This is a genomic window from Duganella flavida (assembly GCF_009857445.1).
Taxonomy (GTDB): Bacteria; Pseudomonadota; Gammaproteobacteria; order Burkholderiales; family Burkholderiaceae_D; genus Rugamonas; species Rugamonas flavida.
In genome coordinates this window covers 62,230-77,051 of record NZ_WWCN01000012.1, presented here as the reverse complement: position 1 = coordinate 77,051, position 14,822 = coordinate 62,230, and the positions used below count along the sequence as shown (strand labels likewise).

Below are 14,822 nucleotides of genomic sequence, written 5' to 3'. Positions count from 1 at the left end.
GTTGCCATGATGTGAAATCGGCTGCCGCGCTAGCCTTTGGCTAGTGTAGCGGCATTCCGACAGGCGCGCAGTGTACCGCATCACTGCCGGGGAATTTAATTTGCTACGCGGAAAAGAAAGGCATATGCTGAATTAACTGCTGTATATTTAGGCAGGGGCAACGACTGTAGCGAGTTGCATGATGAACAAGCTTCTTATGGCATTGGCGACACTGGGCCTGCTTGGCGCAGACGCTGTCGCATCCGATCCGTTTGCGCTCACGCAAACTCCATCATTTTTCGAAAAGCGCGCCAACGCGGCCTTGCTGTTTGAGAGCGCCGATCGGCAGGCGGCGCTGGCCGACACGCTGCAAAACGACGGTGCCCAGCGCTATGCCGCCTGGGCCGGCTCGCCACGCTTGCGCTTCGGCACGCTGCCGGACCACCTGTCCCTGATCGACCCGCTCGGCCCGCTGCTCAATGAACACAGCAAACGCTTCCTCAGCAGCGCGGAATTCGAAAAGAAAATGGGGCGTGGCACCAGTATCCTGACCATCGGCATTTTGCGCGAGGCGGGCGGCGCGCCGGGCCAGCAGCACAGCCTGTCGATGATGCTGAACGCGCGCCCGACGACCGCCTTCACCTCGCTATCGCTAGGCTACGCGCTCACGCCGACCAGTTCGCTGATGGCGATGGCCTCCTACGGCAAGACCGACGGTATTGGCAGCCCGGACAGCCTGCTGGCGCAAGTGTCGTCGGTGCGTACCGTGGCTTATAGCGTGGGCTATGTGAAGCGGCAAATCTTCACCGCGAATGACCGCCTGACCTTTACCTTGTCGATCCCGGCCAAGGTGCGTTCCGGTTCGCTGGAGTACAGCGGCGCGCTGCCGCAGTCGGTCGATCCCGGTGTTGCAGCGCTGGGTGCGCCCACCCTCAACCTGCGGCCGACTGCTACCGAGCGCGACCTCGAATTCGGCTACAGCCGCATGCTTGGGCGTGATGGCAAGAGTGGCCGGGTGACTGGTGCCGTGATGTGGCGCGTCAATCCCGGCCATGATGCCACCGCCAAACCGGACTGGCTGACTGGGGTGCGCTACTCTTACGGGTTTTAACCTTTTGCGCCCGGCTTGGTCATCTCCAGTGGCACGATCCACTGCGTGAACTGCTCGGCCGTCACATAGCCTAACGCTAGCGCGGCCTCTTGCAAGGTCGTGCCTTCGTGCTGGGCTTTCTTGGCAATTGACGCCGCCTTGTCGTAGCCGATGTGCGGCGCCAGCGCGGTGACCAGCATCAGCGAGCGCTCCATCAATTCCGCAATCCGTTCGCGGTTCGGCTCGATGCCGTGTACGCAGTGTTCCTCGAAGCTGCGCATGCCGTCCGCCAGCAGGCGCGCGCTTTGCAGGAAGTTGTGGGCGATCAGCGGCTTGTAGACGTTGAGCTCGAAGTTGCCCGACGCCCCGCCCATGGTGATGGCGACGTCGTTGCCAAACACCTGGCACGCCAGCATGGTCAGCGCCTCGCACTGGGTGGGATTGACCTTGCCCGGCATGATGGAGCTGCCTGGTTCGTTCTCGGGAATGGTGATTTCGCCGAGGCCGGAGCGCGGGCCGGACGCCATCCAGCGCACATCGTTGGCGATTTTCATCAGCGCGGCGGCCAGCGTTTTCAGCGCGCCGTGGGCGGACAGCAGGGCGTCGTGGCCGGCCAGTGCGGCGAATTTGTTGTCGGCGCTCTGGAACGGCAGGTGTAGCGTGTGGCCCAGCTCGGCGGCGATGCGGGTGGCGTACTCGGGATGCGCGTTGAGGCCGGTGCCGACGGCGGTGCCGCCAGCCGCCAGCTGTAGCACGCCAGGCAAGGCAGCCTTGATGGCGTGTTCGGCAAAGTCGAGGTGGGCGACGTAGCCGGAGAATTCCTGGCCCAAGGTCAGCGGCGTGGCGTCTTGCAGGTGGGTGCGGCCGATTTTAACGATGTCGGCAAACGCTTCGGCCTTGCGGTGCAGGCTGGCGCGCAGCTGGGCCAGTGCCGGCAGCACGTTGTGGGCCAGCGCCTGCGCCGCAGCCACGTGGATGGCAGTAGGGAAGATGTCGTTGGACGACTGGCCTTTGTTGACGTCATCGTTCGGGTGCAGCATGCGGCGTTCGCCGCGCACGCCGCCCATCAGCTCGGAGCCGCGGTTAGCCAGCACTTCGTTCATGTTCATATTGGACTGGGTGCCAGAGCCGGTCTGCCACACGGCCAGCGGGAACTCGCCCGGGTGCTGGTTGGACAGCACTTCGTCGGCGGCCTGGGTGATGGCGATGGCTTTCGGACCGTCCAGCAGACCGAGGTCGAGGTTGACGCGGGCGGCGGCGCGCTTGACGCTGGCCAGTGCGTGGACCAGCTCGGTCGGCATTTTTTCAGTGGAGATGCGGAAGTGTTCAAGGGAGCGCTGGGTTTGCGCGCCCCACAGCTGGGCCTCGGGGACGTCGATCGGGCCAAAACTGTCGCGTTCGCTACGGGTGTTCATAGGCGATCCTTGGGAGGGGAGGTGGTTTGAGTGTAGCGCAGTTTGGAAAAATTAACCGGGGGCTACAAAACCGGGAAAATCAGCCGTTATAGCTGTTACACTTTAGAAATTCTCGCCTCACCGCGATCGATACAATGATGCAGCACAAGCTTTTAACCACTTCGATTCTGGCCCTCGGCCTGGCTGGCGCCGCGCAGGCGGCCGAGCTGGGCGATATTGCGCCGCGCTCGTATATCGGCCAGCCGCTGGCGGTCGATATCGAGCTGGTGGCGCTGACGCCGGAGGAAGTGGCAGGCTTGCAGGCGCGGCTGGCAGCGGCCGATGTGTATCGCGGCGCCAATGTGAACATGAATCCGGCGCTCTCTACGGTGCGCATGGCGGTGGAAAGGCGCGGGCAGAAATCGGTGCTGCATGTGACCACCACGCGCGCAGTGGAGGCCGATTATCTGCATGTGTATATTGAGCTGGGTGTGCCGGGCAAGCAGGATGTGCGGCTGGCCACGGTATGGCTGCAGCGTGATCCGAATCCGCCGCCGCCTCCTGCGCCGGTGGTGGTGGCAGCGGTGACGCCGCCGATGCCGCCGGCTAGCGCGATGACGCCGGCGCAGGCCGAGCAGATCACGGCGCAGGTGCGCGCAGCCCGGGCGGCTGCAGCTGACGCTGCCAAGCCGGCAGTTGCTGTGGCCCCAGCGCCAGCGCCAGCACCAATGCCCGAGCGCGCCAAACCGGCGCCGCTGCCGTCGGTGCACGAGGCGGAGACGGGCAAGCCGGGTGAGGTGAAGGCCGCAGCGACAGGGCAGGCGCGCCGCATCGCGGGCGTGTGGGTGGCGGCTGATGGCAAGCCGCTTAAACCGTCTGACAAGGATGAATCGGCGGAGGTGCCGGTAAGTGTGGCGCAAGCCTTGCTGCCGCTGGCGCCGCTACCGCTGCCCAGGGGCGTGAAGCGGCCAGCGCCCGCTTCCTGCGCGCCGACCGGCATGAGCGCCAAGGAATGCGTGGCGCTGGATGCGCGCAATACCGAGATGTCCAGCAAGTTGACTGAGCTGGAGGGGAAGCTGAAGGCGCTGCAAGGCGCGCTCGGCGGCGCGGCGCCGGCCGCAGCGGCACAGGCAACGCAGCCGGGCAAGCCAGGCGTACCGGCGGCCAGTGCCGCCAGTGCTGGCGGTACGGCCGCTCCGGCTGGGCCGGCTGGCAAGAATGGCGTGCCAGTGGCCAGTGCGGCTGCTCCGGCGGCGCAGGCTGCTCAAGCGGCCAAGGGCGGTGCCCAGGCGGCGAGCGCTACGGCCAGTGCGGCGACTCAGGCTGATGCTGCGAAGGCGGCAGTGAAAAGTAGCGCGACGGCGACCGGCAGTTCGGCCAGCGCGGCGGCGGGCGGCAAAGATGGACATGGCGCCAAAGACGAGCATGGCGGCAAGGATGGGGCGTCGCTGGCCTCGGCCAGCATGTCGGCGCAGGGCGAGACGGAGGCGCATGCTGCCAAAGCGGCTGCAGGAGCGTCGGCGGAGGCATCAGCTTCTGCGGCGGCGGCATCTGCATCGGCCTCGGGCGAGGCATCCGCTAGCGCTGCGGCGTCGGTGCCGACCAAGCAGGTGCGCGTGTTGCCCAAGCTGAAGTACAAGAAGGAAAAGGAAAAACCTGCCGAACAGTCGTCCAGCACCATTCCGCTGATCGCTGGCGGCGTCGGTTTGCTGGCGCTGTTGGGCGGCGGTTTCGTCTTCTGGCGCAAACGCAGCGCTGGCTCCGGTCCGCTGAAAATCTGGCAGGGCTTCCGCAAGAAAAAGCCTGAAGAGCCAGCCCCAGCCGCCGAAAGCACGCCGGAATCGGTCGCCTGAGTCACTGAACGCATAAGCATATAACGCTAAGCTCTGAATCCGCCTGGGTATTCTGGGGTATAGTATTTTCCCCACAATTGAAAGAGTCCCATGAGCGTAGCTGACCAATACCAAGCCTTCAAACAACTCGGCCTCAAACTCGATATGTCGCGCGGCAAACCGGCGCCGGAGCAGTTGGACTTGTCCAATGCGCTCACCGCAGCGCTGCCAAGCTACATCGCTGCCGACGGTACCGATGCCCGCAATTACGGCGGCACCATCGGCCTGCCGGAAGTGCGCGCGCTGTTTGGTCAGTTGTTGGATGTGCCGGCCGCGCAAGTGGTGGTGGACAGCAGCTCCAGCCTGTCGCTGATGCACGATGTGATCGTCTACAGCCTGCTGAATGGCGTGCCTGGCCACGCGCCGTGGGTGCAAAATCCGGTGACTTTCCTGTGCCCAGTGCCGGGCTATGACCGCCACTTCGCCATCTGCGAAGCGCGCGGCATCAAGATGATCAACATCCCGATGAACGCCGACGGTCCGGATATGGACCTGGTGGAAAAACTGGTGGCAGAAGACGCCAGCATCAAGGGCATGTGGATCGTGCCGAAGTACAGCAATCCGGGCGGCGTGGTCTATTCGGATTCGGTGGTGCAGCGTTTGGCCGCCATGAAAACGGCAGCGCCGGACTTCCGCCTGATGTGGGATGACGCTTACCGCTTCCACCATCTGGGCGAGCAGAAGCTGGCCGTGGCCAGCATTCTGGAAGCCTGCGCCAAGGCCGGCAATCCGGACCGCGCGATTGTGTTTGCATCGTCGTCGAAGGTGAGCTGGGCTGGTTCGGGCGTGGCGGCATTGGCGGCGTCGCCGGCCAATATCGCGTGGTGGACCAAGTACGCCGGCCTGCGCAGCATCGGCCCGGACAAGATCAATCAGCTGCGTCACGTGAACTTCCTGAAAGACCTGCCGACCGTGGAAGCGCTGATGGAACGCCATCGCCAGCTGCTGAAGCCGAAGTTCGATGCGGTGCTGGCGCAGTTCCAGGCGCATCTGGGTGATGTGCCTGGCGTGTCGTGGACCCATCCGGATGGCGGCTACTTCATCGACCTGATCACCCCGGACGGCGCGGCCAAGCGCACCGTGGCGCTGGCAAAAGAGGCGGGCATTACCCTGACGCCGGCTGGTGCGGCCTTCCCGTACGGCGTGGATCCGAAAGACCGTCACATCCGCATCGCCCCGAGCTTCCCGTCGCTGGAAGAGATTAATCAAGCGGCGCAGGGCATCGCCTTGTCGTTGCGCTTGGCTCTGGAACAGTAAGCAGTGATAAAAAAAGCGCCTCAGTGAGGCGCTTTTTTTTGAGGCTTGAACCGATTATTGGCGGGACATGCCTGGGATGTTGTTCATCCACGGATCAGTCGCATCGCGGATTTCGCGGTCGTTGGCCAGGATTTGTTTCAGCAGGTCGATCTTGCGCAGGCGTTGTGCGCCGGCCAAGGCGGGTACGCCGGTGCTCACGGCGCGCGCTTCGTCGGCGCACTGGCTTTCCAGCTTGCCCAGACCGTCCAAATCTCCCATGCGTGCAGCAGTCGCCATTTGATTGGTCAAACCGGCAATGTTTTCGTACATCGAGAGGACTTCGGAAGAGGTCATATTTCCACCTGGCTAAGTTAAGCGGATTACCGCACCTCCTGATTAACGTCGCCTGAAATGGAAACTTTAGGGTTTTTTGAAAAAAAATCGAAAAAAAATCCGCCTGCGGTAAAAACAGGCGGATTCGATGATTAAAAATTAATTTTTTACTTCACCAGCTCTTCCAGGCCAGCGCTCAACTCGTCCGGTGGCGGCATGTCGTCGATCAGGGCGTTGTCTTCCAGGCCCAGTTCTTCGGCCAGATCGACCGGATAGCAGGCGGCGATTTCCTCGTCGCTCAGCTCAGCCGACGCCACCCGCGCGCGCCATGCGGCCAGTGCGACCACGGCGGCCAGGCGGTTTAGCTCACCGTTGTGGTGTGGTTCCGGGAAGGCCGAAATGGTTTCCGAGAAGGCAGGCGGGAATTTCCAGCGCTTGGCCAGTTCGGCGCCGACGTCGGCAAAAGTGTAGCCCAGCGACGCTTGCTCGGAGTCGAGGCGGCGCGGATCCAGCGGACCAGCCACTTTATCCAGCGCCATCGCCTGTTCCGGCGCGGCCGAATGGATCACCAGCTGGCCGATGGCGTGCATCATGCCGATGGTGAAGGCGAGGTCGGTGTTTTCCTTGGTCTTCTTGGCGATCCACTTGGCTGCCACCGCAGTGTGCAGGCTGTAGCGCCAGAATTGCTTGAGGTCGAGGCCGGGCACGGTCTTGAAACCGCTGACCAGGCCGGAGCTGATCACCAGCGTACGCACGGTGACAAAGCCGAGCATCAGCACGGCGTCTTCGACGGTGCCAATGCTGCGCGAGACATGGTAGTAGGCCGAGTTGGCCAGTCGCAGCAGCTTGGCGCTCAGCACCGGATCCGTCGACAATTTTTTTGCGATCTCTTCGGTCGAGACGCTGGCCTTGTCGAAACTGCTGATCAGCTCTTCCACGACCTTGGGCGCGGTGGGCAACGCAGTTGGATTCTGGAACAGGGCATCAAGTTTCATATTTATCTCCTTGGTGATTAGCGCGTTGCTATAGGCTAACTATATAGCGATTCCTCGAATGACAGAAGAGTTTTACTCGCGATTCGTCGCTTTTCTGTGTCGCGGTACACTAGCGGTATGGACGATAAACAGATAGACGAAATTACGCAGCGCACGCTGCAGCACTATGAACGCAATGCCGAGCAGTTTTTTGCCGGCACCATCGATCATGATGTGAGCCAGAATATTGCGGCTTTGCTGGAGGCGATCACGTTGCCGGCGCCGCATCGCTTGTTGGACCTGGGCTGCGGGCCGGGGCGGGATTTGAAGGCTTTCAAGATGATGGGGCATGCAGCCATCGGCATCGATGGTTCGGCGAAGTTTGTCGAGATGGCGCGCGCCTACAGCGGCTGCGAGGTGTGGCAGCAGGATTTCGTCGAGCTCGATTTGCCGGCTGAATATTTTGATGGCGTCTATGCCAACGCTTCGCTATTCCACGTGCCGAGCGCCGCGCTGCCGCAAGTGCTAAGCGACTTGCACGCTGCGTTGAAGACCGGCGGTGTGCTGTTCAGCTCCAACCCGCGCGGCGATAACCGCGAGGGCTGGAACGGCCCGCGCTACGGCAGCTACTACGATTATGAAACGTGGGAGCGCTACTTGGTAGCTGCGGGTTTTGTCGCCGTCCACCACTATTATCGGCCGGCCGGTTTGCCGCGTGACCAGCAGCCTTGGCTGGCCAGTGTTTGGCGCTGCGTACGCGAGCGCACAGAAGCTCAGGCATGAACGGACTATAGTTGGGCTTCCTTACTCAACTTGGAGATCATCATGAACAAGGATCAAGTCAAAGGTAAAGTCAAAGAAGTTGGCGGCAAAATCCAGGAAGAAGCTGGCAAGCTGGTAGGCAGCTCGGAGCAGCAAGCCAAAGGCCTGAACAAACAGGCTGAAGGCAAACTGCAGAAGGGCTTTGGCGACGCTAAAGAAGCTGTCAAGGATATTGCCAAAGGCAATCGCAACTAATCTTGCCATCGCCTCAAAAAAAAGCCGCTGTTACCAGCGGCTTTTTCGTTTTACTCAGGCTTCAAGTTCTTCTTGAAGAAGGCCTCAATCTTGCCATATACGTGACGCTGTGATGGACGGCCCGACAGGCCATGTTTGCCGCCCGGGTAGGTCATCAGCTCAAACTGCACGTTACGCTTCACCAGCGCATCGATCATGCGCGTGGTATTGGTGAACAGTACGTTGTCATCCGCCATGCCATGCACCAGCAGCAGTGGCGATTTCAAACCATCCAGATGCGAGTACACGCCGCTATATTCATAGCCAGCCGCGTTCTCTTTTGGCGTGCCCATGAACTGCTCGGTGTAGTGGGTGTCGTACAGCGACCAGTCAGTCACTGGCGCCACCGACACGCCCATCGCGATCTTGTCCGACGCTTCCGCCAGCAGGCGCAAGGTCATGAAGCCGCCATAGCTCCAGCCGAACACGCCGACGCGCTTGGCGTCCACGTAGCTTTGCTGGCCCAGCCACTCAACGCCGGTCAGCTGGTCTTCCACTTCCACGCGGCCCAGCTGGTGGTAGTTGGCATCGGTGAAGGCGCGCTCGCGGCGGCCCGAACCACGGTTATCCAGACGCCAGACGATGAAGCCTTGCTGCGCCATGTACTGGTCAAAGAAGTAGCCCCACTTGCGCTGCACGTGCTGCGAGTGCGGACCGCCGTAGGTGAACAGGAACACCGGATATTTCTTGGCCGGGTTGAAGTTGGCCGGTTTGATCATCGAGTAGTACAGAGTCTGGCCATCTTTGGCTTTCAGCGTGCCGTACTCGGTTTTCAGGTGGGCGTTGAGATACTTGCCGTATGGGTGGCTGGCGTTCAGTTGGTTGTGGTCCAGCCATTCGATCATGGCGCCGTCGGCGCGGCGGATGCTCACTTGCGGTGGCGTGTCCGGATTCGAGAAGGTGTCGACAAATACGTCGCCGCTGCGCGCGAAGGCGGCGTTGTGCCAGCCATCGCCTTGCGTCAGGCGCACTGGCTTGTCGGCGCTGCTGCCATCGATCTTGAGCGCGTAGGTCTGGTTGTCGATGACCGCATCGCGGTTGGAATCGATGAACACGCGGCCGGTTTTTTCATCCACTGCCAGCAGCTGCTCCACGCCCCATTCGCCTTGCGAGATTGGGTGCAACAGCTTGCCGTTCATGTCGTACAGGTACAGGTGGTTGCGGCCGCTGCGCTCGGACGACCAGATGAAGCCCTTGTTATTGGCCAGGAAGCGCAGGTCGCGCGAGGTGCTGACCCAGGTCTTCGAGGTTTCAGTGACCAGCACTTTTTGCGCCAGCGTGGCGGCATCGACCGACACCAGTTCCAGCGTCTTCTGATCGCGGCTCTGGCGCTGGAACAGCAGCGCTTTGCTGCTGGCGCTCCAGTCGGCGCGCACCAGGTAGATGTCTTTGTTGGCGCCAAGGTCAACGTCGCGGATTGCGCCGCTTTCCGGCGAAACGATCTTCAGTTCGATCAGCACGTTCGGATCGCCGGCAGCAGGGTAGCGCTGTTCGATCACATCGGTGCGGTCGGCATAGATTTCAAAGCGGCGCGCGATCGGCACTGGCGATTCGTCGAAACGCTTGAAGGCGATGGCGCTATCGTCCGGCGCCCAGTAGTAGCCGGTGGTCTGGCCCATTTCTTCCTGCGCGATGAACTCAGGCTCGCCGTTGTGGATGGCGCCTTTGCCGTCCGTGGTCAGCTGCTTTTCCTTGCCGGTGTTGAGGTCGATGACGTACAGGTTCTGGTCGCGCACGAAGGACAGATAGCGGCCTTGCGGCGAAATCTGCGGATCGGTGACATTGCCCGAAGCGACCATGCGCGCCGCATCCGGCTTGGCCACGTCGATCAAATACAGGTTGCCGGCGATCGGCACCAGCAGGCGCTTGCCGTCCGGCGACCAGCTGTAGCTAAGGATGCCTTTGAGGCTGGCAGTGCGTTCGCGTTCGCGGCGGGCTTTTTCCGCGTCAGACAGTTTTTCTTCCGGTACCAGGTGCTGGGAATCGACCAGGCGGTGCTGGCTCTTGTCCTTGAGGTTGTATTCCCACAGGTCGAGCTGGAACTGGTTGTCGTCGCGGCCGCGCAGGAAGGTGACGCGGGCGCCGTCGGGCGACACTTTCACGCTGCGCATGCCGGGACCGCTCAGCGATGGATCGCTGTGGATGCGGTCGAGCGTCAATTGTTCGGCGGAGGCGGGCACGCCGGCCAGCAGGGCGAGGAAGCAAAGTATGAAGCGCATAGTGGTCTCTTATTGGCAGAAGCCGAGACGATACCAGAGCGCATCGCCTGTGGCGAGACGACAAGATTGGGAATCAGCGTCCCAAAACCGTTTTTCCTTCGGCCACGCGCTGCTGCGCCAGCCGCTGCAACGCCCAGCTGAGCAGCACCGCCGCCACGGTCAGGCCGATGGTGAGGCCGATCCAGAAACCGGCCGCCGCCATGTCGTGGCCCAGTCCCAGCCAGCAGCCCAGTGGCAGCGCGAAGCCCCAGAAGGCCAGCAGCTGGATCTGCATCGGCGCGCGCGTTACCTTGTAGCCGCGGATGGCACTCGATGCTGCGACCTGCGTCGCATCGAATAATTGGAACAGGGCGGCAAACAGCAGCAGGTAGGCGCACAGCGTTTGCACTGCGATGTCCGAGGTGTAGGCGGCAGCAATCTGGTGCCGCAGCAGCACCATCAGCAGCGCCGATAGCGCGCCAAACGCCAGCGACATGCCGACGCCGACCCACGACACAAAGCGCGCGCGCACCGCATCGCCTTCGCCCATGGCCTGGCCGACGCGGGTGATCAGGGCAATGCCAAAGCTCAGCGGCACCATGAAAGTCAATGAACTGAAGTTGAGCGCAATCTGGTGCGCCGACACTTCCACCACACCGTAGCGTGCCACCAGCAGGCTGACCGCGCCAAACGCGCTGACTTCGGCAAAATAGGTGACGCCGATTGGCAGGCCGAGGCGCAGGGTGGTGCGGATTTCCGGCCAGTGCGGCCACTCCCAATGCGTGAATGGATAGGTGGCGCGGTAGGCTGGCGCGTAACGGATCCACAGCAGCATCGCGCCCAGCATCAGCCACATGCACAAGCCGGTGGCGACCGCGCAGCCGACGCCGCCCAGCTTGGGCAAACCGAAGTGGCCGAAGATCAGCAGCCAGTTGACGATCACATTGAACAGCAGTCCCAGCAGGGCGATCACCATCACCGGTTTGGTCTGGTTGATGCTGGCGCTGTAGCCGTACAGGGCGCGGTAGGCAGCCAGCGGCAGCAGGCCGATGCTGATGATGTGGACGAACAGCGAGGCTTGTGCCTGCACGTGCGGCGTCAGGTGCAGGTAGTCGAACACCAGCGTCGCCAAATTGGCCAGCACCGCCGCCGCCACGCCCACGCCGACGCTGGCCCACAAAGCCTGGCGCACCGTGTGCGGCACCTTGTCCAGCGCGCCGGCGCCGACATCGTGGGCGACGATGCTGTTCACCGCCATCATGATGCCGGTCACTGTCACCAGGATGATGCCCCACACCGAGGCGCCCAGCGCCACTGCCGCCAGTTCGTCGGCGCTGCTGTGGCCGGTCATGGCAACGTCGGCCACGGCCATGCCGACATTGGCCAACTGGCCGATCAGCACCGGCCAGGCCAGCTGCCACAGGGAAGCGATTTCGCGCCGGACGTTCGGCAGGGTAAAAGTATGCGGCATGTGAAGGGCGAGCGTTACATAAACGTACAATTTTACTGCGTTGCCAACAGTTTTGCGCGTTATGATGCTGGCTCAGCCTTTCGGAGATGCGCCATGCACAAAATTCTCGCCGCCGCTGCGCTCAGCACCGCTTGCGCCACTGCGTTGGCTGGCGACATCACGCTGTACACGCGCGAGCATCTGGGCGGCCCGGCCATCACCCTGCATGAAGCGGCGCCCGACCTCGACCTGCAAGGCTTCAACGACAAGACCTCCAGCGTGGTGGTGCACAAGGGTAGCTGGGAAGTGTGCGCGGAAAAGCACTACAAGGGCAAGTGCATGCTGCTCAAGGAGGGCGAGTACGTGCAACTGAAAGGCTTTGATAATATGATTTCATCGGTACGCGAAGTGGAGCCGAAAAAAGCCAAGTAAGGAGTGTGCCAGCGTGGAATACAAGGATTACTACCAGACGCTCGGCGTGGCCAAGACGGCCAGCGACGAGGACATCAAGAAGGCGTACCGCAAGCTGGTGCGCAAATACCATCCGGACCTCAGCAAGGAGGCCGACGCGCAGCAAAAGACCCAGGAGATCAACGAAGCCTACAGCGTGCTGGGCGACGCCGAGAAGCGCGCAGCCTACGACGAGCTGGGGCGCGGCCATCAGTACCGGGCCGGCCAGCAATTCCGTCCGCCGCCGGACTGGGGGCATGGCTTTGGCGGTGGCGCCGGCGGTTTTCGCGGCGGCGATGCAGCGGGCAGCGATTTCTTTGCCGACTTGTTTGCCAATCTTGGTGGCACCAGCCGTCGTCGCCCGCAACCTCCGCGCCGTGGCGAGCATAGCCACGCTAGCATCGTCATCGACGTGGCCGACGCCTACCATGGCGCCACCCGCACCGTCAGTGTGATGCTGGCCGAGCGCGATGCGCAAGACCGCATCGTCACGCGCGAGCGCAATCTCAGCGTCAGCATCCCGGCCGGCGTGACGGCGGGCCAGCAGCTGCGCTTGGCGGGGCAGGGGCAGCCGGGCGCTGGCGGGCCGGGCGATTTGTATCTGGAAATCCAGTTCAACCTGCAGTCGCGCTACCGGCTCGAAGGCCGCGACGTCTACCAGACGGTGCCGGTGACGCCGTGGGAGCTGGCGCTGGGCGGCGAGATCGAGGTGACTACGCCATCAGGTAAGGTGCATGTGACGGTGCCGCAAGGTTCGCAGAGTGGGCGCAAGCTGCGCCTGCGCGGGCGCGGCATTCCTGGCAAGGAGGCGGGCGATTTATACCTGCTGCTGGAAGTGGTGCTGCCGCCGGCAAACAGCGAGCGCAATCGCGAGCTGTACCAGACCATGGCGCGCGAGATGGCGTTCAACCCGCGCGCCGGAACTTAAGTCGGGCGTAGCGAAATCGGCGCGGCCACAGCCACGCCGGCCGGTGCGTCAGGCTGTGGCGGTTTCGGGCGGCGTGCGCTGGGCGGATGTTCTTGCAGCGCCGGGTAGCCGTGCGGCGGCTGGCAGTGCTCGCCGTCCGCACCTTCTGTGCCGCTGGCATTGGCCTGCTGACCGGCGTCGAGGAATTGCTGCATCAGCCAGCGCGTGGCCGGCCCTGGCTCTTCGTCGCCGCGCCGTATCACGTACAGCGGGAAGCTGAAGGCGCTGCCCTCGGCGATTTGCAACTGCACCAGCCGGCCCGCATCCAGATCCCACTGCACAAACTCCTGCGGCATATTGCCCCAGCCGATGCCGTTGCGTAGCAGCGCGTGCTTGGAGCTGAGGTCGCCCAAGCGCCAGTCACGCAGGGCCAGCACGCCGAAATCCTGTCCCTGCGTCAGCGTGCTGCGGTCGGTCAGCACCAGCTGGGTGTGTTCGCGCAGCACGGCGGTCGGTACGATGCCCTCGATCTGCGCCAGCGCATGGCCGGGTGCCACCACCGGCACCATGGTCACGAAGCCGCACGCCTGGCGCTCGATCACGTCCGGCGTGCCCGGCATCCAGCCGCTGATGCCGATGCGGCAAGTGCCGTCGGCCACCAACTGGGTCACCGCACCCAGCGCCTCGGTGCGCAGGCGCATGGAGACGGTCGGGAATTCCTTTTGGAAGGCGTGCAGTATGCGCACCAGCTTGCAGGTCGAATACATCACATCGACCACCAGCGACACCTCGGCTTCCAGCCCGGCCGACAGCGCCTTGGCGCGGGCGCGCATGCCGTCTACCTTGAGCGAGACGGCGCGGGCGTCGGCCAGCAACGCCTTGCCGGCCTCGGTCAGGGTGGGTTTGCGCTTGCTGCGGTCGAGCAGCTCGACATTGAGCTGTTCTTCCAGGTTGGCGATGGTGTAGCTGATCACCGACTGGGTACGGTGCAGGGCGCGCGCGGCATGGGCGAAACCGCCGTGGTCTATGACGGCAATAAACACGCGCAACTGGTCGAGGGAGGGGAGGCCGGGATCTCTCATGATCGATTTTATCGATAAGTAGGATTTAAATTTACAGTATTTCATCGATATTATAAACGTTTTATGATGATTCCATTCCCTCACCGAAAGGACCAAGCATCATGGCAAACGTACTCCACATCGACAGCAGCGTGCGCAGCACCGGCTCCCTGACCCGCCAACTGGGCAGCGAATTCATCGCCAAGCTGAAAGCAGCTGACGCGTCGACCACCGTGGTCACCCGCGACCTGGCCACCAGCCCGGTACCGCATCTGACCGAACAAATGCTGGGCGCTTACTTCACCCCGGCCGAGCAGCGCAACGCCGAGCAAGCCTTCACCATCAAAACCTCGGACACCCTGGTGGACGAACTGCTGGCTGCTGACACCATCGTGATCGGCGCACCAATGTACAACTTCGGCGTGACTTCCGGCCTGAAAGCCTGGATCGACCACGTAGCCCGCGCTGGCCGCACCTTCAAATACGGCGCCAACGGCCCTGAAGGCCTGGTACACGGCAAAAAAGTGATCGTGTTCGTTGCTACTGGTGGCGCCTACAGCAGCGGCCCAGCAGCTGCTTACGACCACACCACCACCTACCTGCGTTCGGTGCTGGGCTTCCTCGGCCTGACCGACGTTACCTTCGTGGTCGCTGAAGGCGTAGCCATGGGTGAAGCCGCTGTAGCAGAAGCCATCGCCAAGGGCCGTGCCCAGATCGAAGCGCTTGCTGCCTGACGTCGCTCCCGCGTAGGCGGGAGTCCATAGAATGCGTACTTAGCATGGATTCCCGCATTCGCGGGAAT

The 14,822-nt window shown here is 62.7% G+C and carries 14 protein-coding genes; 8 read left to right on the top strand and 6 right to left on the bottom strand.

What is annotated here, in order from left to right; translation table 11 throughout:
- The first annotated feature begins 178 nt into the window (after positions 1-178).
- Entirely contained in the window at positions 179-1,090 is a 912-nt protein-coding gene (locus GTP46_RS18845; RefSeq protein ID WP_229259016.1) for a hypothetical protein, read from the top strand.
- Here GTP46_RS18845 and fumC read toward each other — a convergent pair.
- The gene (fumC, locus tag GTP46_RS18840; protein ID WP_161008170.1) at positions 1,087-2,484 is read right to left on the bottom strand and encodes a class II fumarate hydratase; all 1,398 of its coding nucleotides are present in this window, start codon (positions 2,482-2,484) and stop codon (positions 1,087-1,089) included. The two genes, GTP46_RS18845 and fumC, sit on opposite strands and share 4 nt — an antisense overlap.
- 134 nt (positions 2,485-2,618) lie before the next feature.
- Here fumC and GTP46_RS18835 point away from each other — a divergent pair, with 134 nt between their 5' ends.
- Together GTP46_RS18835 and GTP46_RS18830 are read left to right on the top strand one after the other, a co-directional pair.
- On the top strand, positions 2,619-4,316 hold the full coding sequence (locus tag GTP46_RS18835) for a type IV pilus assembly protein FimV (protein WP_161008169.1): 1,698 nt from the start codon (positions 2,619-2,621) through the stop codon (positions 4,314-4,316).
- Between the two features lie 90 nt (positions 4,317-4,406).
- Positions 4,407-5,612: an aspartate aminotransferase type Ic gene (locus GTP46_RS18830; protein ID WP_161008168.1), complete on the top strand. Its 1,206-nt coding sequence runs from the start codon at positions 4,407-4,409 to the stop codon at positions 5,610-5,612.
- A 54-nt stretch (positions 5,613-5,666) separates the two neighbouring features.
- Here the strand turns inward: GTP46_RS18830 and GTP46_RS18825 are convergent, their stop codons facing one another.
- Together GTP46_RS18825 and GTP46_RS18820 are read right to left on the bottom strand one after the other, a co-directional pair.
- Positions 5,667-5,945 (bottom strand): flagellar protein FliT, encoded by a 279-nt coding sequence (locus tag GTP46_RS18825; RefSeq protein WP_161008167.1) that lies wholly within the window; start codon positions 5,943-5,945, stop codon positions 5,667-5,669.
- Positions 5,946-6,091: 146 nt separating this feature from the next.
- Entirely contained in the window at positions 6,092-6,919 is an 828-nt protein-coding gene (locus tag GTP46_RS18820; RefSeq protein WP_161008166.1) for an HDOD domain-containing protein, read from the bottom strand.
- A gap of 117 nt (positions 6,920-7,036) precedes the next feature.
- Here GTP46_RS18820 and GTP46_RS18815 point away from each other — a divergent pair, with 117 nt between their 5' ends.
- On the top strand, positions 7,037-7,681 hold the full coding sequence (locus GTP46_RS18815; protein WP_161008165.1) for a class I SAM-dependent methyltransferase: 645 nt from the start codon (positions 7,037-7,039) through the stop codon (positions 7,679-7,681).
- A gap of 42 nt (positions 7,682-7,723) precedes the next feature.
- Positions 7,724-7,915 carry a CsbD family protein gene (locus tag GTP46_RS18810; RefSeq protein ID WP_161008164.1) on the top strand — a complete coding sequence of 64 codons (192 nt, stop codon included), beginning with the start codon at positions 7,724-7,726 and terminating at the stop codon, positions 7,913-7,915.
- Positions 7,916-7,965: 50 nt separating this feature from the next.
- Here GTP46_RS18810 and GTP46_RS18805 read toward each other — a convergent pair whose 3' ends face one another.
- Together GTP46_RS18805 and GTP46_RS18800 are read right to left on the bottom strand one after the other, a co-directional pair.
- Complete coding sequence (locus GTP46_RS18805; RefSeq protein ID WP_161008163.1) at positions 7,966-10,173, bottom strand: S9 family peptidase; 2,208 nt, start codon at positions 10,171-10,173, stop codon at positions 7,966-7,968.
- A 73-nt stretch (positions 10,174-10,246) separates the two neighbouring features.
- Entirely contained in the window at positions 10,247-11,623 is a 1,377-nt protein-coding gene (locus GTP46_RS18800; RefSeq protein ID WP_161008162.1) for an MATE family efflux transporter, read from the bottom strand.
- A gap of 93 nt (positions 11,624-11,716) precedes the next feature.
- On the opposite strand from GTP46_RS18800, the gene GTP46_RS18795 reads away from it, so the two are divergent.
- Together GTP46_RS18795 and GTP46_RS18790 are read left to right on the top strand one after the other, a co-directional pair.
- Positions 11,717-12,034: a beta/gamma crystallin-related protein gene (locus GTP46_RS18795; RefSeq protein WP_161008161.1), complete on the top strand. Its 318-nt coding sequence runs from the start codon at positions 11,717-11,719 to the stop codon at positions 12,032-12,034.
- A 13-nt stretch (positions 12,035-12,047) separates the two neighbouring features.
- Positions 12,048-12,980, top strand: coding sequence for a DnaJ C-terminal domain-containing protein (locus GTP46_RS18790; RefSeq protein WP_161008160.1), 933 nt, complete (start codon positions 12,048-12,050; stop codon positions 12,978-12,980).
- Here the strand turns inward: GTP46_RS18790 and GTP46_RS18785 are convergent.
- A complete protein-coding gene (locus tag GTP46_RS18785; RefSeq protein WP_161008159.1) occupies positions 12,977-14,041 on the bottom strand; it encodes a LysR family transcriptional regulator in 1,065 nt (354 codons plus the stop codon). The two genes, GTP46_RS18790 and GTP46_RS18785, sit on opposite strands and share 4 nt — an antisense overlap.
- Before the next feature lie 101 nt (positions 14,042-14,142).
- On the opposite strand from GTP46_RS18785, the gene GTP46_RS18780 reads away from it, so the two are divergent.
- Entirely contained in the window at positions 14,143-14,754 is a 612-nt protein-coding gene (locus GTP46_RS18780) for an FMN-dependent NADH-azoreductase (protein ID WP_161008158.1), read from the top strand.
- Positions 14,755-14,822 lie beyond the last annotated feature (68 nt).

What these genes read in the sequence shown, in the direction of transcription:
- GTP46_RS18845 (WP_229259016.1), top strand. Translation starts at nt 179, where the DNA reads ATGATGAACAAGCTTCTTATGGCATTGGCGACACTGGGCCTGCTTGGC.
- fumC (WP_161008170.1), bottom strand. Translation starts at nt 2,484, where the DNA reads ATGAACACCCGTAGCGAACGCGACAGTTTTGGCCCGATCGACGTCCCC.
- GTP46_RS18835 (WP_161008169.1), top strand. Translation starts at nt 2,619, where the DNA reads ATGATGCAGCACAAGCTTTTAACCACTTCGATTCTGGCCCTCGGCCTG.
- GTP46_RS18830 (WP_161008168.1), top strand. Translation starts at nt 4,407, where the DNA reads ATGAGCGTAGCTGACCAATACCAAGCCTTCAAACAACTCGGCCTCAAA.
- GTP46_RS18825 (WP_161008167.1), bottom strand. Translation starts at nt 5,945, where the DNA reads ATGACCTCTTCCGAAGTCCTCTCGATGTACGAAAACATTGCCGGTTTG.
- GTP46_RS18820 (WP_161008166.1), bottom strand. Translation starts at nt 6,919, where the DNA reads ATGAAACTTGATGCCCTGTTCCAGAATCCAACTGCGTTGCCCACCGCG.
- GTP46_RS18815 (WP_161008165.1), top strand. Translation starts at nt 7,037, where the DNA reads ATGGACGATAAACAGATAGACGAAATTACGCAGCGCACGCTGCAGCAC.
- GTP46_RS18810 (WP_161008164.1), top strand. Translation starts at nt 7,724, where the DNA reads ATGAACAAGGATCAAGTCAAAGGTAAAGTCAAAGAAGTTGGCGGCAAA.
- GTP46_RS18805 (WP_161008163.1), bottom strand. Translation starts at nt 10,173, where the DNA reads ATGCGCTTCATACTTTGCTTCCTCGCCCTGCTGGCCGGCGTGCCCGCC.
- GTP46_RS18800 (WP_161008162.1), bottom strand. Translation starts at nt 11,623, where the DNA reads ATGCCGCATACTTTTACCCTGCCGAACGTCCGGCGCGAAATCGCTTCC.
- GTP46_RS18795 (WP_161008161.1), top strand. Translation starts at nt 11,717, where the DNA reads ATGCACAAAATTCTCGCCGCCGCTGCGCTCAGCACCGCTTGCGCCACT.
- GTP46_RS18785 (WP_161008159.1), bottom strand. Translation starts at nt 14,041, where the DNA reads ATGAGAGATCCCGGCCTCCCCTCCCTCGACCAGTTGCGCGTGTTTATT.
- GTP46_RS18780 (WP_161008158.1), top strand. Translation starts at nt 14,143, where the DNA reads ATGGCAAACGTACTCCACATCGACAGCAGCGTGCGCAGCACCGGCTCC.